The organism is Aurantiacibacter sp. MUD61, assembly GCF_027912455.1.
In the GTDB taxonomy this organism is placed as follows: domain Bacteria; phylum Pseudomonadota; class Alphaproteobacteria; order Sphingomonadales; family Sphingomonadaceae; genus Alteraurantiacibacter.
The window spans coordinates 946561-965953 of sequence record NZ_CP115446.1; the positions used below are offsets into that span (position 1 = coordinate 946561).

A 19393-nucleotide genomic window follows, 5' to 3' on the forward strand; every position below is an offset into this window, starting at 1 on the left:
AAAGCCTATTTCTTCAGCAAATCCGCCAGGCCTGCCAGCGCTTTGCCGGTGGCCGGCTGGTTGGCGGGCTTGCGCGGTCCGCGAGAATGCCTCTGGTTGTCTGGCTTGCCTTGGGGTTTCCCGCCCGGCTTGCCTTTGCGCCCATTTGAAGGACGATGACGCGCTGGCGGCGCATTGTCCTTGCGCGGAGCACGCCAGGTCCACGGAACCGGGCGCTCCGGCCCGTACATGCCCTCTGCCAGCTCTTCCTTCTGCCCCTGACGGAAGCCTGCATCCTTCATCAGGCTGCGGAAATTCTCTTCAGCCAGCCCCATGCTGGTGGCGAGCGCGATATCGACAGGGAAACCTTTTGCCCCTTTGTCTCCCGCTGCCTGCGCCTTGGCGCGCTGTTCATGCGCGGAGCGGAAAAGCTTTTCAGCCATATCGACGCGGATCGCCTGCTTGCCTGCGCGGCGATATCCGGCGGGCATGGGCTTCGCGCTTTCGATCACCGCTTCCATCTGCTCGCGAACCGGTCGAGGATCTACGCCGAGCGCTTTCAGCAGGCGGCGCGGCGCTGGCTTGAGCAGCGCGGGCATATAGACATCGAGCGAGCCGATCGTGACGCCAAGACGCCGCATGAAAGGGCGCTTTTCCTTGGGAATATGCCGCAGGCCGGCATCTTCGCGCCAGACGGTACCATTGCGGTCGGCGAGTGTGAGCAGCAGTGCACGCACTTCGCTGCCCGCTTCGGGATCTTCGGCGGCTTCTTCGATAGCTTGCAAGGGTGCGAGCGGCGCCAGTTGCTCTGTCAGCCAGACGCGTAGCGCATCTTCAAGCCGCGACTTTTGCGCCGGATCGAGTTGGCCAAGCTCCTTCGTCATGACGATGCGGGGCTGAGTGATGAGCTTGCTGCGCTCCAGTTCGGCCACAACCTTGTCATCACGCATGATCTCGCCATTGGCCAGCGTCAGCTCGCCCAGCTCGTCCGCAATCAGCTTGTTAGCCTTCTGCGCGAGCAACGCCGCCATATGCTTCTCAGCCGCCGCCAGCATAAGCTTGCGGTCTTCATGGCTCGCTTCTGGATCGACCACAAAGCGGAAGCCATCGAGATGCCCGATCGGCTGGCCTTCGACCGTAACCCGGCCATCGTCTTCAAGATTTACGCGCAAAAGTCCTGCATCCTTTCCCATGCCCCGCATCAATACAGCGGTTCGGCGATTGACGAAACGTTCGGTGAGGCGCTGGTGCAGCGCATCCGATAATTTTGCTTCGGCTGAGCGGGCTCTGGCGGCCATTTCGTCGCGCGCCAAGACCCAATCGGGACGCTGACAAATATAGGCCCAGCTGCGGATCGCCGCGAGCCGGCCCTGCAGCGCGTCGATATCGCCTGCGGTATTGCCCAGCTCATCCACGCGTCGCGCCACGAAGTCTGGCCCGATATGGCCATGCTGCAGATCGCTCCAGAGCCGCGCAACGAAGCGCGCATGGGCCTCCGGGCCAAGCTGGCGAAAATCGGGCAATTGGCACGCTTCCCAGAAGCGGCGCACATGCCCTGACGTCTTGACGTTGCGGGCGATTTCCGGATCTTCGGCAAGGCGCTTCAGCACAGCGAGATCGATCGCTTCAGGCGCGGCTGTAAGGCTTTCGACGCGCGGGCTCGCCTCAAGATCGCCGATCAGCACATCCAGCGTGTCGAAACGCGGTTGCGGCTCACGCCAATAGAGCTTGGTGATCGGCGCGAAGCGGTGTTCTTCGATGGCGAACACTTCTTCTTCGGTGAATTCGAGCGGAGAACCGCGTCCGCGCGTGCCTTGCCCACCCGACAGCGTGCCGAATGTGCCGTCGGTCTGGTGCCGCCCGGCTCGCCCGGCGATTTGCGCCATTTCCGATGGGAAGAGGCGACGCTGGCGCACACCATCGAACTTGCTGAGCGAAGCAAAGGCGACGTGGTGGACATCAAGGTTGAGCCCCATGCCAATCGCATCCGTCGCGACGATATAATCGACTTCGCCCGATTGGAACAATTCAACTTGGCGATTGCGCGTTTGCGGGCTGAGCGCGCCCATCACCACAGCTGCACCGCCACGGAACCGCCTGAGCAATTCGGCAACCTGATAAACCTGCTCGACCGAGAACGCGACAATTGCGCTGCGCGGAGGAAGGCGCGAAAGCTTGCATGCGCCTGCATGGCTGAGCGTCGAAAAGCGCGGTCGCTCTTCGATCAGCGCTCCCGGCACCAGCGCGCGCACCATGGGCTCGAGCGTGGCGGCTCCCAGCAGCATGGTCTCTTCGCGGCCACGTGCATTCAGCAGGCGATCCGTAAAGATATGGCCGCGCTCCCGGTCCGCCCCCAATTGCGCCTCGTCCAGTGCCACGAAGGCTCTGTTGCCGCCATCGCGGGGCATGGCTTCTGCCGTGCACAGGAAATAGCGTGCGTTAGGAGGCTCGATCCGCTCTTCGCCAGTGATGAGCGCGCAGGCATCCTCGCCCTTGATCGCGCAGACCCGGTCATAGACCTCGCGCGCCAGCAACCGCAGCGGGAAACCGATCGTGCCCGATGAATGCGCGCACATGCGCTCGATCGCCAGATGCGTCTTGCCGGTATTGGTGGGGCCAAGCACGGCGCGGATACGGCTGTCGGTGCGGGAAGCAGTCACGATGGGTTCGCCATGCCGCTTCGCGCGGGCCAGCGCAACCTTGCCAGCCCACCTTGGGAGAATGCGAATGCGGCTGGACTCACCTCGTCGCGCAGAGGACTCACTTTATCGACGTTAAAGCGAAATTTACTTTATGCAGCCACTCTTCCGCGCAATTACCGTGGGCCGGAATCGGGTCGCGCCGTTTCTGGCTTTCCAGCCATTTGCGCGGCCGCCAAGGAGGGCGCGTTGTTCAAGGATCGCGAAAGCGAACATGATGGAGCACCGGGTGGGGACTATCCACCCGCGCAGCTGTCGCAGGGTCAGGTCCTTGCGGTGGCCGGTGCCTCTACGCGTCGGCGCATTCCGCGCGGCTCCGGCCTCGGCAGCCGCTGGCAGGGGTGGCGTGATCGCGTTTCGCAGAAGCTCGCATCGGCAGACCTCGCTCCTGATCTCGCAGATGATATCGGTTCGCGTCGCTGGCTGCGCGGAGTTTTTACTCTTGTGGGGCTCTCAGCCGTGGCGCTCGCCGCGTGGCCGGGTTTCTCGAGTGTCGAGGCCGCACCCTCGATGCAGATCGACGACGCCGTACGCGATGAATTCCGCAGCCAGATGATCATGCCGCTGGCGCTGGGCGCCGATAGCGGCCGCCGTATGGGCGCGACTTTTGCGGTTGCAGAACTTGAAGGCGCGCCCGAACGCCCACGCCTCGATCTGGTTGCCACGCTGACCCAAGGTGACGGATTCGACCGCATGCTGCGCCGCGCAGGCGTGAGTGCGGATGAGGCGGGCTACATTGCCACGATGATCCAAGGCGCCATCCCGGTCGATGATATCGAGCCTGGGACGCAAGTCGACATTACGCTGGGCCGCCGCGCATCTCCCGACATGCCCCGCCCCGTCGATGCCCTTTCTTTCCGCGCGCGCTTCGATCTGCAGCTGAATGTGACGCGCCGCGACGGCCGGCTTGTGCTCGATCCGCGACCGATCATGGTCGATGCAACGCCGCTGCGCGTGCGCGGCACTGTCGGGGACAGTCTCTATCGTTCGGCCCGTTCGCTGGGCGCTCCGCCGAGCGCAGTGCAGGAATTCCTGCGCACGATCGGCCGCGAATACGATCTCGATCGCGAGATCAGCTCGGGTGACGAGTTCGACATGATCGTCGATTATCGCCGCGCGGCTACCGGTGAGATCGAAGTGGGCGATTTGCTTTACGCCGCGATCATTCGCGAGGATCGTCCGCGCGTCCAGCTCATGCGGTTTGGCCGCGAAGGCCGTTTCTACAGCGCCGCTGGCGAGGGCGCGCAGCAGGATGGTCTCGTCCGGCCGGTGGCAGGTGCTGTTTCCTCCCGCTACGGCATGCGTCGCCATCCGATCCTCGGCTATCGCCGCATGCATTCGGGCGTCGATTTCCGCGCCGGGCACGGCACGCCGATTTATGCCGCTACCGATGGCACCGTGAATTACGCGGGCCGTAACGGTGGCTACGGTAATTTCGTGCGCATCCGCCACGCGGGCGGCCTCTCGACCGGATACGCGCATATGAGCCGCATCGCGGTGCGCAATGGTGAGAGTGTCACGCGCGGACAGGTGATCGGCTATGTCGGTTCGACGGGCCTCTCCACTGGGCCACACCTCCATTACGAAATGTATCGCAACGGGCAGAAGATCGATCCGCTCACCGTCCGCTTCGTCACCCGCGAGCGATTGACCGGATCGCAGCTTGCGAACTTCCGCGAGCAGTTGGTACGCCTGCAAATGGTTGAGGCAGGAGCAGCTCTGTCTGAGCTGCCGCCCGATCCCTCCATGGCGGATGAGCCGGTGCGCGAAATCGACCGGATCGAGAATCGTCAGCGCGTGAATTGATCCGTCGCTTTATCCCGGCGGGTAATTCACCCGCGGCGCATTGCCCGCGCGGTGCTTTTGCGGCAGGACTTGCGTCATGAGCAGAAGCTATCCCAACATCAGGCTCCGCCGCACTCGCGCAACGACATGGAGCCGCGCCATGGTGCGCGAAACCGTGCTGACGCCCTCAGACCTGATCTGGCCGCTGTTCGTCACCGAGGGCAATGGTGTCGAGGATCCCGTCGGCAGCCTGCCCGGCGTATCGCGTTGGTCGATCGATGGCATCGCCAAACGCGCGAAAGAGGCGGTCGATCTCGGCATTCCCTGCATCGCCCTTTTTCCCAACACGCAAGCGGACAAGCGCAGCGATGACGGGGCAGAGGCGTTCAATCCTGACAATCTGATGTGCCGCGCGATCAAGGCGGTTAAGGATGCGTGCGGCGATGATATCGGGGTGCTGACCGATGTCGCGCTCGATCCCTATACCAGCCACGGGCAGGATGGGCTGGTGAACGATGCCGGCTACGTAGTGAACGATGATACGGTCGCGGTGCTGGTCGATCAGGCGATCAACCAGGCGGAGGCTGGCGCGGATATCATCGCCCCGTCGGACATGATGGATGGCCGCGTCCACGCCATCCGCATGGCGCTGGAAATGGGCAATCATCACAATGTCCAGATCATGGCCTATGCCGCCAAATACGCCTCCGCCTTCTATGGCCCATTCCGCGATGCGGTGGGCAGCGGCGGGCGGCTGGTGGGCGACAAGAAAACCTATCAAATGGACCCGGCCAATGGCGATGAGGCGCTGGCCGAAGTCGCGCTCGATATCGCCGAGGGTGCCGACAGTGTGATGGTGAAGCCAGGCCTCGCCTATCTCGACATCATCTGGCGCGTGAAACAGCGCTTCGAAGTGCCCGTCTATGCCTATCAGGTCAGCGGCGAATATTCGCTGATCGAAGCGGGCGCTGCCGCCGGTGTGGGTGACCGCGATGCGCTGCTGATGGAAAAGCTGGTCGGCTTCAAGCGCGCCGGATGTTCGGGCGTATTGACCTATCATGCGCCGCGCGCTGCACAGATCCTCGGAGGCTGAGCCTGTGACGGATTTCAGGCACGAAACCGAGCGGCTGGTGCTGCGTGACTGGCGCGAGGAAGACTGGCCGCGCTTCTGGCAACTCACCAACACGCCCGCGGTCATGCGCTGGCTGGGCGATGAGGCGGATGAAGCCACGAAGGCGGCCGCGCGAGAGCGGTTGGAGACCTATCGCCGCAAATTCGGCCACACTTTCTGGATTGTCGAGCGCAAGGACGATGGGGGACATCTGTCGGGTAAAATGCTCGGTTTTTGCGGCCTCAAACGCGCGAATGTCGAAGGCACACCGGTGTTCGACATGCCTGAAGTGGGCTGGCGGCTGCGCGAAGATGCCTGGGGTAAGGGCTATGCCAAGGAAGCGGCGATCGCCTCGCTCGATCTGGGCTTTGGTCGCTATGGCTACGATGAAATCATCGCCCTTACCGTCGAAGGCAATGCGCCCAGCTGGGGCCTGATGAAAAAGCTCGGCATGCAGCGCCGGGAAGAATGGGATTATCGCGACGATAACTGGCCGGAGCATCTGAATCCGACCATCGTCTATTCGATCACTGCGGAGCAATGGGGGCACCGCGCCAATGACTGACACTTCCGCCGCGCGCACATCGTCGCAGCGCTGGCTTTTCACGATCACGATCTTGGCGGGCAGTTTCCTGCTTTTTCTCGTCCAGCCAATGGTCGCGCGCATGGCGCTGCCGCGCCTGGGCGGAGCGCCCAACGTCTGGAACAGCGCGATGCTGGTCTATCAGGCGTTGCTGCTGGGGGGCTATGCCTATGCCCATATCATCGGGCGGTTCGCGCTGAAGACGCAGGGAATCATTCACGTCGTCGTGCTCATTCTGGGCGGGTTGACCCTGCCACTGGCGCTGGCGGACCTTGATACACCTGCGCCGGGCCTTGAGGCTCTGTGGGTGCCTTGGCTCTTCCTGCTGACCGTGGGCCCGGCCTTTTTCGCGGTGTCGGCGCAGGCTCCGCTGATCCAGCGCTGGTTTGCCGCGCATCCCGATGCCGGAAACCCCTATCCGCTCTACGCCGCGTCCAACCTCGGCAGTTTCGGGGGTTTGCTCGCATATCCACTGCTGGCAGAGCCGCTTTTCTCGATCGGCCAGCAAAGCCTGTTCTGGGCGATTGGTTACGGCCTGCTGATCCTGCTGGTCGTTTTTGCCGTGTTCGCGCGGCGCGATGTGTCCGCGCCCGTCGCTGAGTTACCGGTCGAAACAGATGAGGAGCAGCAGCAGACCAGCTGGAAGACGATTGGCCTCTGGCTCGCGCTTTCTGCCGTTCCATCGGGTCTGATGCTGTCGACCACGACATTCCTCACAACCGACATCATGGCCATGCCGCTGCTGTGGGTGATTCCACTGGGACTGTACCTGCTCAGCTTCTCCATCGCCTTTGCGGAAAAGCGCACGATTGCCGCTGTCTTTGTGTTCCTCGCGCCGGTGGTTCTGCTCGTCGATGGCAGTGTCGCCATGTTTGCGGCGGGGCGCGCGGATCTGCTGGCTGCCGCGGCAAGCGTCATGCTGCTGTTTGTCGTCGCCGTGGCTCTCCATTCGCGCCTTTACGAAAGCCGGCCCCCGGCATCACAGCTCACGAAATTCTACCTGATCATGTCTGCTGGTGGCGCTTTGGGCGGGTTGTTCACTGCCCTGATCGCACCCATCGTGTTCGACTGGACATGGGAGCACCCGCTGCTCATCCTCGGCGCGGCGGCATTGCTGCCACTTGGCCCGTGGAAGCGGCTGATCGGCGACCGCTTCAGCAATCCACGCATGGCGCTGATCCTGCTGTCGGTGGCGTTGCTCATCGTGTTCAACACATCGCTCGTGATTTTCCAGTCGAGCCTCGACGATCCGCAGCTAAGCGCAGGCCAGTGGGCCGCTCTGCTGGGCATTTTGCTGCTCGCCATGATCTTCGCGGCGCGCCGCTGGTCTTATGTAATCGGCTGTTTCGCATTGCTCCTGTCGCTTGGTGGCCTCGCCAATCTGCAATTCAGTGCAGAGGGCATGCGCGAACGCAGCTATTTCGGCATCTACTCGCTGAGAGAGGAGCCCGATGGGGACCTTCTGCTGATGCACGGCACCACGATCCACGGTGTCCAGCGCGAGGGCGAACAGGCGAGTCGCTCGCCCACCGCCTATTATGGCCCGAATTCGGGCGTTGGTCGCTCTCTGCTGATGGCCGACACGCTGTTTGGTAGCGATGCCCGCGTGGGCGTGGTCGGCCTAGGTGTCGGTACGCTCGCTTGCTATAAACAGCCGGAACAGGACTGGACCTTCTTCGAGATCGATCCCGTGGTTCTCGATTATTCGGAGAATGGCGAGTTCACCTATCTCTCCGATTGCGCGCCGGACAGTCCTACCGTCATCGGCGATGCGCGGCTGGAACTCGAGGAGATGCCGGGCAACAGTTTCGACATTCTGGTGATCGACGCCTTCAGTTCGGATGCGATCCCGCTGCACCTGCTGACGCTGGAAGCGCTGGATATCTATCTGCGCGCCCTTCCGGAAGATGGCCTGCTGGTGATGCATATCTCCAACAATTATATCCGGCTCGAACCTGTGTTGGCTCAGCTCGCGGCCTCGCGCGGCCTCACCGCACGCCTGCTGGAAGATGAAGGCGATTCGGAAAACGAGCTTTTCGGATCAAACTGGGTCGCCCTCTCACGCGATCCGGCAAGGATCGAGGCCGTAACGGCCGAAGGCGATTGGGAAGAGCTCGAATCGCCTGAGGGGCCAGTCTGGACTGACGATTACGCGTCGATCCTGCCCTATCTCGTCTGGAAGAATTTCCTGTGACCGATGACAGATTTCCCGGCGCCACGATCATGGAATTCGATGGCAAGTATCCGCAGATCGCGGACAGCGCCTTTATCGCGCCTGGCGCGCGCATCATTGGCGATGTGACCATCGGGCCGGAAGCGAGCGTCTGGTACAATTGCGTGCTGCGCGGCGATATTCACCGCATCGAAGTGGGCGCGCGGAGCAATGTGCAGGATGGCAGCGTCTTCCACGTAGAAGGTCCGCGCCCCGATACCGATGGCGAGCCCACGATCATCGGCGAGGATTGCGTGATCGGACACATGGCGGTTGTTCACGGCTGCCAGCTGGAAAACCGCGCCTTTGTGGGCATGGGCGCTGTCGCGATGGATGGTGCGCGCATTGCGGAAGGCGGAATGCTGGGCGCAGGAACTTTGCTCAGCCCGAACAAGAAAATCGGCCCGGGTGAAATCTGGATCGGCCGCCCGGCGAAATATTACAAGACGCAAGACGAAGCGCAGATCGCAAAGATCAAATTTCAAACCGAGCGGTACTGCAAGCTCGCCCAACGGCATCTGGCTGAGTTGCGCCGCGCGACTTCATAGTTTTGCGAAGCCGCATCCGCGACTTCGTCCTCGCTTGATGCGCAGGCAAGCTGCGCCCGCTGCGGGCGGGCGTTCGCCCTCTGTCGGTCGCTTGTCGCGACCGATGCTAGGTCTTCAATCGCGGATCATCTTTTGCAGCGCCTCAATCCGATCCGCTTCATGCACGGGCTTGTCCCAGCGGATGCGGTGAATGCGGGGGAAGCGCATCGCGAGGCCTGACTTGTGCCGCTTGCTGGTGTGAACGCTGTCAAAAGCGACTTCGAAAACCAGCGTCCGCTCTACCTCGCGCACAGGGCCAAAGCGGTTGAGGGTTGTCTGGCGCACAAGCTTGTCGAGTTTCTTCAGCTCGGCATCGGTGAAACCTGAATAGGCTTTGCCAACGGGGAGCAGTTCGGCGCCCGCATCGGGATCGCCATCCCAGCAACCGAAGGTGTAATCCGAATAAAAGCTCGAGCGCTTACCGCTCCCGCGCTGTGCATACATCAGGACCGCGTCGATCAACAGCGGGTCGCGTTTCCATTTGTACCACAGGCCCGTCTTGCGGCCGGGCACGTAAAGCGAATCGCGCCGCTTGAGCATAAGCCCTTCGATCGCCGCATCGCGCGTCCCTTCGCGGATTTCGGCGAGATGATCGAAGTCGCGCGCTTCGACGAGTTGTGAGAGATCGAAATGGCTGTCCGGCAGCTTGGGCATGAGGCCTTCCAGCACACCGCGCCGCTTCTCCCATTCGAGCCCGCGCCGATCCTCGCCACCCCATGACAGCACATCATAGAGCCGCACGAAGGCCGGGCTTTCGGTCAGCATCTTCTTGCTCACGGTCTTGCGACCAAGCCGCTGCTGTAGAGCATTGAAACTCGCCGCGCCGCCTTCTTCACCGCCTTGCATGTCGCCGCGGACCAGCAATTCGCCATCGAGAACGGCGGGCCTGTCGAGTGCGGAGACCATCTCGGGAAATGTCGCACTGATATCATCGCCGGAGCGCGAATAGACCCGCGTCTCTCCCGCAACATGGACCAGTTGGACGCGGATCCCGTCCCATTTCCATTCCGCCGCATAGTCGCTGAGATCGACCCGCGTCTCTTCCAGCGGATGCGCGAGCATGAAGGGCCGGAAAAGCGGGATGTTCTCTGTATCGGGGGGATCGGCGCCATCGGCAGCCCAGGCGAAGAGCTCTTCATAGGGCGGCTGCAGCGCGTGCCAATATTCCTCGACATCGTCCACGCTGACATCAAATGCCTGCGCAAAGGCGACCTTGGCAAGGCGGCTGGACACACCGATGCGCATCCCGCCCGTCGCCAGCTTGATCAGCGCATAGCGACCCGAGGGATCGAGCCGGTCGAGCAGCTTCGGCAGCTCGGTCGGTGCGGTGTTCCGCGTCATTGCTGACAGAGCAGCGACGGCTTCGCTCACCGTGGGTGGCGGCGCGACGTCACCGAGGGGTTCCGGCCACAGCAGGCTGGCGGTTTCCGCCGTATCGCCGACAAAGTCACGGCTTAGTTTCCACAGCACCGGATCGACGCGGTCCTGCATGAGGTTACGCACGGTCGAGCTCTTCACCGCCTTGAAATCGAGCCCATCGGTCAGCGCACCCAGCGCCCAGCCGCGATCCGGATCGGGCGTATTGCGCAAATACTCCGCAATCAGCCGCAGCTTTTCATTGCGGGAGCGCGTGTAGACCAGAGCCTCGAGGAGATCGGCGAATTCTTGCACCTATTCGTCCTCGTCCTCGCGTCCGACCACGGCCAGCGCACGGGCGCGGCGCTGGTGAAGCTGGTGCCAGCGCAGCAGCGCTTCTTCGCGGCCGTGGGTAATCCATGTTTCGTGCGGGTCGACTTCCTGGATTGTCCGCGTCAGCTCGCCCCAGTCGGCATGGTCGGAGATAACCAGTGGCAGCTCGACATTGCGCTGCCGCGCGCGCTGGCGGACGCGCATCCACCCGCTCGCCATGGCGGTGATGGGATCGGGCAGGCGGCGACTCCACCGATCATTCAGCGCGGATGGCGGGCAGACGACGATGTGGCCGCGCATATCGTCCTTGTCGTGGTCCGTCACCATGCGAAGCTCGCCCAGGTCGACACCATGCTCTTCGTACAGGCGGCACATCTTCTCCATCGCGCCGTGGAGATAGATCGGCTGCGTGTGCCCTGCTGCCCGCAGTTCGGCGATCACGCGTTGCGCCTTGCCCAGCGCGTACGCCCCTACAAGCACGCAGCGGTCGGGATGCGCCTCAAGCCGGGAAAGAAGTTTCGCCATCTCGTCCTCGATCGGAGGATGGGTAAACAGCGGCAGGCCGAAGGTCGCCTCGGTGATGAAGATATCGCAGGGTGTCACTTCGAATGGCGGGCAAGTCGGATCGGGGCGGCGTTTGTAATCGCCGGTAACCACCACGCGCTCGCCTGCATGTTCGAGCAGGATCTGCGCGCTGCCCAGCACATGCCCTGCGGGGATGTAAGTCGCATCAACCCCGCCATCGAGCCGCACCGTCTCGCCATATTCGACCGGGCGCGTGTTCTCGCGCGTGTTGTAGCGGAGCTCCATAATGGCGAGCGTTTGGGGTGTAGCGACGGTCTTGCCATGCCCGCCACGTGCGTGGTCGGCGTGGCCGTGCGTGACCAGCGCCTTGTCCACCGCGCGCGAAGGATCGATCCAGCAATCGGCGGGCGGAATATAGATTCCGTGCGGGTCAGGTTTGATCCAGGAAAAAGGCGCGGCCATCCCTAGGAGAATTCACCGCCGCGCGCTCTGTTCCGTTCAGCGCGATTCCCGCCAGCGGGCAATCGCCTCATCATGCATGAGGATCTGATTGCGCGGATCGACCAGCACATGCGCATCGGCGCGCGGCAGAGTGATCTGCGCAGTGCCCTCGGGCATCTCCACGCGCTGCTCGAACCCGTCGACCACGACTTCAACAGGCATTTCGAAATCGAGCGCAGAGGGCGTGGTCCAACGCAGTGTCAGCACGTCGCCATCGCGGGTCGAGGCGAGCCGGGGAAGTTCTGCCTGGTAGAAATAGGCATCGAAGAACCACTCAAGGTTCTCGCCGCTCATTTCCTCAAGGATCAGGCGGAAATCATCGGTCGTGCGCAACACGGGTTCGATTTCACCGGGCACCGGATTGTCGGTGCCGTAAGTCAGCCGGGTGAGCGATCTGAATGTGGCGACGTCCCCGACCAGATAGCGCAGCGTATGCATAATCCATGAGCCCTTGGCGTAGATGTCGCTGCCCCAGCCCGCCTCGCGGTCGTTGTAATCAGGCAGTTCGCCTTCAGGCGGCACGAGCGGCACCCGGCTGTTGATCATCTGTCGCTGGCGCCACATTTCGGATGTGTAATACATCTCCCCATGCATCCAGCCGAGGTAAAGCGGCTGCATCCATGTGCCGATGCCTTCATGCAGCCACATGTGGTTGATGCTTGCATGGGTCAGCTGGTTGGCGAACCATTCATGCGCGAATTCGTGATGCAGCAGCCAGTCATAGCCCAAAGGATCGGGCCGGTAGCGATTGCCGTATGCGTTGATCGTCTGGTGCTCCATGCCGAGATGCGGGGTCTCGACGATACCGGCCTTTTCGTCGCCAAAAGGATAGGGGCCGATCAGCGTTTCGAAGAAATCGAGATAGGTCTCGGTCTCGCGCACCAGGCGCCGCGCATCCTTGCCATTGCCGCGCAGATGCCAGAACTGGATCGGGATGGTGTTGCCATAGCGGCTCTCGTACATTCGCTCGGCGAGCTCATATGGGCCGATCTGCAGCACCACACCGTAATTGCTCGGATCGCGCGCGCGCCAATGGAAGGTCGTGGTGCCATCGCCATTGTCATTCTCGCTCACCAGCACACCATTGCCTGTCGCGACGAGGCCGCTCGGCACAGTCCAGCGCGTCTCGATCGTATCGACACGGTGAGTGAAATTATCGATGCACGGCCAGAGCATATCGCAGCCCTCACCTTGGAAGGCGGTTGCGATCCATGGCTGACCCTCATGCTGCGACCATACGATCCCGCCATCCCACGGCGCATTGCGCGCGACATGCGGAGAGCCTGCATAAGTGATGGAAACCGGTACGGTCTCCCCGGCCTCAATCGCATCGGAAAGCACAAGTGTCAGAAGTCCGTCCGGATTGCTGATCGCGCTCGCAGGCAATTCAGCTCCGCCAACGGTGATGCGCGATACGGCGTAACGCGGATCGAGATCGAATTGCATCTGCTCAAGCCGGTCAGACACGCTGATCGTGTAGTCGGCAGAGCCAAGGATGCGCCGCTCCTCCGGCAGTACCTGAATCGCCAGATCGACATGTTCGATCTGCATCGAAGCGCGTGGTCCCTCAAGCGGGAGGCCGCTGATTGCGGTGCGCTCATTCAGCGTCTGGGCGGCAACAGGAGCGGAAACGCAAACGGCGAGAGCCGCAGCCCCCGCCGTCCACAATGCTTTGGAAAATCTTGGCGTCATGGAGGAAGATGTAACCCGCCTGCCGCGCCTCGACTAGTCCTCGCTTTTCTTTTCCGATCCACCATCAGCCGCAGGACTGTCCGGCTTCTTCTTGGTGGCAGCCTTCTTCTTTGCAGCGGGCTTTTTCTTCGCCTTGGCCTTGGGCGGGGCAGGTGTCAGCTCGAAGGCGAGTTTTTCGTCCTTCACGCTCACATGTACTTCGCCGCCCTGCGCCAGCTTGCCAAACAACAGCTCTTCGGCGAGCGGTTGCTTGACCTTCTCCTGGATCAGGCGAGCCATCGGGCGGGCACCCATCAGCTTGTCATAGCCGCGCTTGCCCAGCCATTCACGCGCATCGCCATCGAACTGGATATGCACGTTCTGGTCGGCCAGCTGCAGTTCGAGCTGGAGGATGAACTTGTCCACCACCCGGCTGATCGTCTCATTGCCGAGGTAACCGAAGGGCACAATGGCATCGAGGCGGTTGCGGAATTCGGGGGTGAACATCTTCTTCACCGCCTCTTCCGAAGCTTCCGTCTTCTGTCCGGCGCCGAAGCCGATACCCTGCTTGGCCGCGTCGGACGCGCCGGCATTGGTCGTCATGATCAGCACGACATTGCGGAAGTCGACCGTCTTTCCGTGGTGATCGGTCAGGCGGCCGTTATCCATCACCTGCAACAGGATGTTGAAGAGATCCGGATGCGCCTTCTCGATTTCGTCGAGCAGCAGCACGCAATGCGGATGCTGGTCGATGGCATCGGTCAGCAGACCGCCCTGGTCATAGCCGACATAGCCCGGAGGCGCACCGATCAGGCGCGAAACGCTGTGGCGCTCCATATATTCGGACATGTCGAAGCGCTTGAGCTCAATGCCCATGATGGACGCGAGCTGGCGGGCGACTTCGGTCTTGCCGACGCCGGTCGGGCCGCTGAACAGGAACGAGCCGATGGGCTTGTCCGGATCGCGCAGCCCTGCACGGCTGAGCTTCATCGCCGTCGACAGTTTGTCGATCGCCTGGTCCTGCCCGAAGACGACGCGCTTCAGCTCCTTCTCGAGATTGGCGAGCGCGGCCTTGTCGTCCTTGCTCACCGATTTCGGCGGGATGCGCGCCATCGTCGCCACGACTTTTTCGATTTCCTTGGCGGTAATCGTCTTGCGGCGGCGGCTCGGCGGGACGAGCATCTGCATCGCGCCCACTTCGTCAATCACGTCGATCGCCTTGTCGGGCAATTTGCGGTCATTGATGTAGCGCGCGCTCATTTCGACCGCGGTCTTGATGGCATCGGGCGTGTATTTGACCTTGTGGTGCTCTTCAAAGGCGCTGCGCAGCCCCTTGAGGATCTTCACCGTGTCTTCAATGCTCGGCTCGTTCACGTCGATCTTCTGGAACCGGCGGAGCAGGGCGCGATCCTTTTCGAAGTGATTGCGGAATTCCTTGTAAGTCGTCGAACCGACGCAGCGGATCGCACCGCTGGAAAGCGCAGGCTTCAACAGGTTTGACGCATCCATCGCCCCGCCGCTGGTCGCGCCGGCGCCGATGACGGTGTGAATTTCGTCAATGAAAAGAATGGCATCGGGCATTTTCTCGAGTTCATTGACGACCTGCTTCAATCGCTCCTCGAAATCGCCGCGATAGCGCGTGCCGGCGAGCAGCGCGCCCATGTCGAGCGCATAGATCACTGCCGGTTCAAGCACTTCGGGCACGTCGCCTTCGACGATCTTGCGAGCCAGGCCTTCCGCAATCGCGGTTTTACCAACGCCGGGATCGCCTACGTAAAGCGGATTGTTCTTCGAACGGCGGCAGAGGATCTGCACCGTGCGATCGACTTCCGGACCGCGGCCGATCAGCGGATCGACTTTGCCGTCGAGCGCCTTCTGGTTGAGATTGACGCAGAACTGGTCGAGCGCCGAGTCCTTCTTCTTCTCCGCCTTTTCCTCCGGCTTCGCTGCGGCATCGTCTTCCACGCCCTCGGCAGGACGATCGGCAATCTGCCGGCCGTTCTTGCCGATGCCGTGGCTGATGAAGCTGACTGCATCGAGGCGGCTCATATCCTGCTGCTGCAGGAAATAGACCGCATAGCTGTCGCGCTCGGAGAACAGGGCAACGAGCACATTCGCGCCTGTCACCATGTCCTTGCCCGAAGACTGCACATGCAGGATGGCGCGCTGGATCACCCGCTGGAAGCCGGCAGTCGGCTGCGGATCAGCATCATCTTCTGACTTAAGTGATTGATATTCCTGATCAAGATACTGGCGAACGACACCCGCCAGCTCTTCACCGTCAACTCCGCACGCGCTCATGACCTCGGCGGCGTCGCTATCTTCTACCAGCGCCAGCAGAAGGTGCTCGAGCGTCGCATATTCATGCGTACGGTCGATCGCGTGCTGGATCGCCGTGTGGAGCGTTTTTTCGAGATTTTGCGCAAACTTTGGCATTATCGTCCTTGGGTCATGATCTGGCCGAGATGGCGTCGGAAAGAGAAGCTGCGGGCGCTGTGCTGAACACAGGCAAAATGCAGCGAATAAGGTGAGCTTTCAACGAAGCTGTTTTATCTGACATGAAAGATATGGTGCGCTTTCGCGCAATTGCGAGGGGTCCAAAGGGCCTTACCGGCCTCACCCGTCGCTCCCCTTCGATTTGAACAGGCTATCCGCCAGTTTGCGATGATCCGCGGCCTTGGCGTGCTGCGCCTTCACCCGCGCAATTTCCGCCTCCAGCAGCGCCACGCGCTCCATCAATTCGTCCTGCGAATAGCTATCGAGGCTCTCGCCAGCCAGTTCGGCTGCGGCGTCGCTGCGCCGACGGGGCAGGTCATCGTCCATTGCCGTTGAACATCCCTCTCGCCGCGCTTGCTGTCAATGGCGCGCGGCCTTAGGGGTGGTGGAGAAAGTGGGCGATATAATGGGGACGCGATGAGCCGCAATGGGGGCGATGCCTTGCCGGGCACGATGCAGGTTGTCGAAATTAGCGAGCCGGGCGGACCGGATGTCCTGCAATTGGCGGAGCGCGCCGTGCCGCAACCTGCTGCGGGCGAAGTGCTGGTGAAAGTGAGCCATGCAGGCGTCAATCGCCCGGACTGCCTCCAGCGAATGGGTGTCTACCCGCCGCCCGAAAACGCCTCAGACCTGCCGGGATTGGAGATTTCCGGCACGGTGGTGGCGCTGGGTGAAGGCGTCGATCCGGGAGAGATGGGTAAGCGCGTCTGCGCCCTCGTTGCCGGCGGCGGTTACGCCCAATATTGCATCGCGCGGCCGGAACATTGCCTGCCTGTGCCAGACAATCTGTCGATGGAAGAAGCGGCAGCCTTTCCAGAAACGCTTTTCACTGTGTGGCACAACGTCTTCCAGCGCGGCTTTGCCCGCGATGGCGAAGTGCTGCTGGTCCATGGTGGCACCAGCGGGATCGGGTCGACCGCGATCAAGCTGGCCAAGCTGTTCGAGCTGACGGTAATCGTCACCTGCGGTTCGGACGAAAAATGCGCAGCGGCGCGGGAAATCGGCGCGGATCATGCGATCAATTACAAGTCGGAGGATTTCTCCGCCCGCGTGCTGGAAATAACCGATGGACGCGGCTGTGACCTGATCCTGGACATGGTGGCGGGCAGCTACACGCAGCGCAATCTCGATTGCCTGGCGGAAGACGGTCGCCTCGTCGTCATCGCGACGCTCGGCGGGCCAAAGTCAGAGATCAACATGATCAAGCTGATGATGAAGCGCCAGATGGTGACCGGATCGACGCTTCGCCCGCGCAGCCATGTCTTCAAAGGCATGATCGCTGATGAACTCTTCCGCGAAGTCTGGCCTGCAGTCGAGCATGAGGAACTGCGCCCGGTGATGGATGAGATCTTCCCTCTTAGCGAGGCGGCTGCAGCTCATGCGCGCATGGAAGCGGGTGAACACATCGGCAAAATCGTGTTGCGCGTCGCAGAGGACTGACCTGTAACCGTCATACTGTCGCCGAATTGCCGCCAAACTGCGATTCGCATGTCATAATTCGCTGTCATCTGACCTTAGCCAGAGAGTGGCGACAAGGGATGTGGCAGCATGTTTGGCCAAAATTTCGAAGGCGATTTCGGCAATAACGGTTCGGTAGAAAGGCTGGCGGACTATGTGTCCGGCACTGCTGAACCTCCGAAGCCTTCCGTGCCTGAACGCTCCAACGGGGAACGGCGCAAATATCGCACCGTGTGGATCAGCGATGTCCATCTCGGCACAAAGGGCTGCAATGCGGAGCTGCTGATCGACTTTCTCGACAGCGTCGATAGCGAGACCATGTATCTGGTTGGCGACATCATCGATGGCTGGCGGCTCAAGAAGAAGTTCTACTGGCCTGCAGAGCACAACGACATCGTCTGGCGCATATTGAAGCGCGCCAAGCGGGGCACGCGGATCGTCTACATTCCCGGCAATCATGACGAGATGCTGCGACCATTCTCAGGCATGAATTTCGGCGGGATCGAAATCCAGCGTGCCGCCTTCCACGATACTGCCGATGGGCGGCGCCTGATGGTCCTGCATGGTGATGAATTCGATGCCGTCATGCTCTCCCACCGCTGGCTCGCCTTCGTGGGCGACGCGCTTTATCACCTTTCGATGAAAGCCAATCACGTCGTGAACGTGGTGCGGCGGCGGCTCGGCCTGCCATATTGGTCGCTCAGCAAGATGGCCAAGCACAAGGTCAAGAACGCTGTCGAGTTCATCGGCAAATATGAAGAGGTGGTCGCCCGCGCAGCTGCTGAGCGCGGTGTCGACGGCGTGGTCTGCGGCCATATCCACACAGCCGAGCACCGCATGTTTGGGGACACCGAATATTGGAACGACGGCGATTGGGTCGAAGGCTGCAACGCGCTGGTCGAGCATTTCGATGGGCGGATGGAAATCCTCCATTGGCCCGACGAAGTGGCCAAGCGCGAGGCTGAGGGCCTAGAAGTGGCGCAAGCGGCATGAAGATCGCGATCGTCAGCGATGCCTGGCATCCGCAGGTCAATGGTGTGGTGCGCACGCTCACCACCGTGATGGGTGAACTGCTGCGGCAGGGGCACAGCATCCAGATCATCTCGCCGCGCGAGTTCCGCTCGATCGCTGCGCCATCCTATCCGGAGATTCGGCTTGCTCTGACGGGCAAGCGCGGCGTCGGCAGGCGGCTGGAAGGGTTTGTCCCGGATTCGATCCATATCGCCACCGAAGGGCCGCTCGGCTGGGCGGCGCGGCGCTGGTGCCTGAAGCGCGGCATTCCTTTCACGACGGCCTATCACACGCAGTTTCCCGAATATCTCGCACGTCGCACCGGCCTTCCCGCGCGGCTGTTCTGGCCAATCATCCGGCGGTTCCACCGTCCCGCCCGGCGTATCATGGTAGCAACCGAAAGCGTGCGTGAGGAGCTGCGCGATCAGGGGCTCACGCAATTGCATCACTGGTCTCGCGGCGTGGATACCTCTGTGTTTCATCCCGATCATCTGCCGCCGGAATTTTTCTTCAGCCTACCGCGACCGATACAGCTTTATGTCGGCCGGGTGGCGGTGGAGAAGAATATCGAGGCTTTCCTGCGCAGGGATCATCCCGGATCGAAAGTGGTTGTGGGAGACGGCCCCGCGCTCGCCAAGCTAAAGTCGCAATTCCCCGACGCGCATTTTCTCGGCAGCCGCAGCGGTGCGGACCTCGCGGCATGTTATGCAGGTGCCGATGTCTTTGTGTTCCCCAGCCGCACCGACACGTTTGGCCTCGTGATGATCGAAGCACTCGCCTGCGGAACGCCGGTTGCTGCTTTCCCGGTGCAGGGACCGCTCGATGTGCTGCGACCAGAGAGCGGGGCGATGTCGGAAGACCTCGACCAAGCGATCGCAGCCGCTCTCACGCTCGACCGAGCAGATTGTCTTGCTTATGGCCAATCCTTCAGCTGGCGGGAAAGTACCCGGCAATTCCTTGCCGGACTGGCGCTTATCGAACCGGCCCCGGCTCGCGACGGCAGAGTATTGCGCGCCGCCTGAGCACTCCGCCGCACCCGGGCACGGCGCAAAAGCTTGCGAGCAAGCGCGAAACCGCCTACATCAC

14 protein-coding genes are annotated in these 19393 nt (G+C 61.9%); 8 read left to right on the forward strand and 6 right to left on the reverse strand.

The window, feature by feature from the left end; translation table 11 throughout:
- Positions 1-5: 5 nt before the first annotated feature.
- The gene (locus tag O2N64_RS04520; protein WP_442866742.1) at positions 6-2639 is read right to left on the reverse strand and encodes a helicase-related protein; all 2634 of its coding nucleotides are present in this window, start codon (positions 2637-2639) and stop codon (positions 6-8) included.
- Positions 2640-2867: 228 nt separating this feature from the next.
- Between O2N64_RS04520 and O2N64_RS04525 the strand changes: the two genes are divergently transcribed.
- The 5 genes from O2N64_RS04525 to O2N64_RS04545 all read left to right on the forward strand — a co-directional run bounded on the left by O2N64_RS04525 (position 2868) and on the right by O2N64_RS04545 (position 8917).
- Positions 2868-4484: a M23 family metallopeptidase gene (locus O2N64_RS04525; protein ID WP_271079093.1), complete on the forward strand. Its 1617-nt coding sequence runs from the start codon at positions 2868-2870 to the stop codon at positions 4482-4484.
- Between the two features lie 76 nt (positions 4485-4560).
- Positions 4561-5556, forward strand: a complete 996-nt coding sequence (hemB, locus tag O2N64_RS04530; protein WP_271079094.1) for a porphobilinogen synthase — start codon at positions 4561-4563, stop codon at positions 5554-5556.
- A 4-nt stretch (positions 5557-5560) separates the two neighbouring features.
- Positions 5561-6139: a GNAT family N-acetyltransferase gene (locus O2N64_RS04535; protein WP_271079095.1), complete on the forward strand. Its 579-nt coding sequence runs from the start codon at positions 5561-5563 to the stop codon at positions 6137-6139.
- Positions 6132-8351 carry a fused MFS/spermidine synthase gene (locus O2N64_RS04540; RefSeq protein ID WP_271079096.1) on the forward strand — a complete coding sequence of 740 codons (2220 nt, stop codon included), beginning with the start codon at positions 6132-6134 and terminating at the stop codon, positions 8349-8351. Before O2N64_RS04535 ends, O2N64_RS04540 begins: the two co-directional genes overlap by 8 nt.
- On the forward strand, positions 8348-8917 hold the full coding sequence (locus tag O2N64_RS04545) for a gamma carbonic anhydrase family protein (protein WP_271079097.1): 570 nt from the start codon (positions 8348-8350) through the stop codon (positions 8915-8917). The genes O2N64_RS04540 and O2N64_RS04545 overlap by 4 nt, the downstream gene beginning before the upstream one ends.
- 114 nt (positions 8918-9031) lie before the next feature.
- Here the strand turns inward: O2N64_RS04545 and O2N64_RS04550 are convergent, their stop codons facing one another.
- From O2N64_RS04550 to O2N64_RS04570, 5 genes are all read right to left on the reverse strand, one after another.
- Entirely contained in the window at positions 9032-10627 is a 1596-nt protein-coding gene (locus tag O2N64_RS04550) for a cisplatin damage response ATP-dependent DNA ligase (RefSeq protein WP_271079098.1), read from the reverse strand.
- Positions 10628-11632 carry a ligase-associated DNA damage response exonuclease gene (locus O2N64_RS04555; protein ID WP_271079099.1) on the reverse strand — a complete coding sequence of 335 codons (1005 nt, stop codon included), beginning with the start codon at positions 11630-11632 and terminating at the stop codon, positions 10628-10630. It abuts the gene before it with no gap.
- 36 nt (positions 11633-11668) lie between these two features.
- The gene (locus O2N64_RS04560) at positions 11669-13222 is read right to left on the reverse strand and encodes a M1 family metallopeptidase (protein ID WP_271079100.1); all 1554 of its coding nucleotides are present in this window, start codon (positions 13220-13222) and stop codon (positions 11669-11671) included.
- Positions 13223-13396: 174 nt separating this feature from the next.
- Positions 13397-15778 carry an ATP-dependent Clp protease ATP-binding subunit ClpA gene (clpA, locus tag O2N64_RS04565; protein ID WP_271079101.1) on the reverse strand — a complete coding sequence of 794 codons (2382 nt, stop codon included), beginning with the start codon at positions 15776-15778 and terminating at the stop codon, positions 13397-13399.
- A gap of 180 nt (positions 15779-15958) precedes the next feature.
- Positions 15959-16165: a DUF1192 domain-containing protein gene (locus tag O2N64_RS04570; RefSeq protein ID WP_271079102.1), complete on the reverse strand. Its 207-nt coding sequence runs from the start codon at positions 16163-16165 to the stop codon at positions 15959-15961.
- A gap of 90 nt (positions 16166-16255) precedes the next feature.
- On the opposite strand from O2N64_RS04570, the gene O2N64_RS04575 reads away from it, so the two are divergent.
- The 3 genes from O2N64_RS04575 to O2N64_RS04585 all read left to right on the forward strand — a co-directional run bounded on the left by O2N64_RS04575 (position 16256) and on the right by O2N64_RS04585 (position 19329).
- Positions 16256-17278 carry an NAD(P)H-quinone oxidoreductase gene (locus O2N64_RS04575; protein WP_271079103.1) on the forward strand — a complete coding sequence of 341 codons (1023 nt, stop codon included), beginning with the start codon at positions 16256-16258 and terminating at the stop codon, positions 17276-17278.
- A 108-nt stretch (positions 17279-17386) separates the two neighbouring features.
- Entirely contained in the window at positions 17387-18289 is a 903-nt protein-coding gene (locus O2N64_RS04580; protein WP_271079104.1) for a UDP-2,3-diacylglucosamine diphosphatase, read from the forward strand.
- Complete coding sequence (locus tag O2N64_RS04585; protein ID WP_271079105.1) at positions 18286-19329, forward strand: glycosyltransferase family 4 protein; 1044 nt, start codon at positions 18286-18288, stop codon at positions 19327-19329. Before O2N64_RS04580 ends, O2N64_RS04585 begins: the two co-directional genes overlap by 4 nt.
- Positions 19330-19393: the final 64 nt, after the last annotated feature.

Coding starts and splice junctions, on each gene's coding strand:
- hemB (WP_271079094.1), top strand. CDS start 4,561: ATGAGCAGAAGCTATCCCAACATCAGGCTCCGCCGCACTCGCGCAACG.
- O2N64_RS04540 (WP_271079096.1), top strand. CDS start 6,132: ATGACTGACACTTCCGCCGCGCGCACATCGTCGCAGCGCTGGCTTTTC.
- O2N64_RS04555 (WP_271079099.1), bottom strand. CDS start 11,632: ATGGCCGCGCCTTTTTCCTGGATCAAACCTGACCCGCACGGAATCTAT.
- O2N64_RS04560 (WP_271079100.1), bottom strand. CDS start 13,222: ATGCAGATCGAACATGTCGATCTGGCGATTCAGGTACTGCCGGAGGAG.
- clpA (WP_271079101.1), bottom strand. CDS start 15,778: ATGCCAAAGTTTGCGCAAAATCTCGAAAAAACGCTCCACACGGCGATC.
- O2N64_RS04570 (WP_271079102.1), bottom strand. CDS start 16,165: ATGGACGATGACCTGCCCCGTCGGCGCAGCGACGCCGCAGCCGAACTG.
- O2N64_RS04575 (WP_271079103.1), top strand. CDS start 16,256: ATGAGCCGCAATGGGGGCGATGCCTTGCCGGGCACGATGCAGGTTGTC.
- O2N64_RS04580 (WP_271079104.1), top strand. CDS start 17,387: ATGTTTGGCCAAAATTTCGAAGGCGATTTCGGCAATAACGGTTCGGTA.
- O2N64_RS04585 (WP_271079105.1), top strand. CDS start 18,286: ATGAAGATCGCGATCGTCAGCGATGCCTGGCATCCGCAGGTCAATGGT.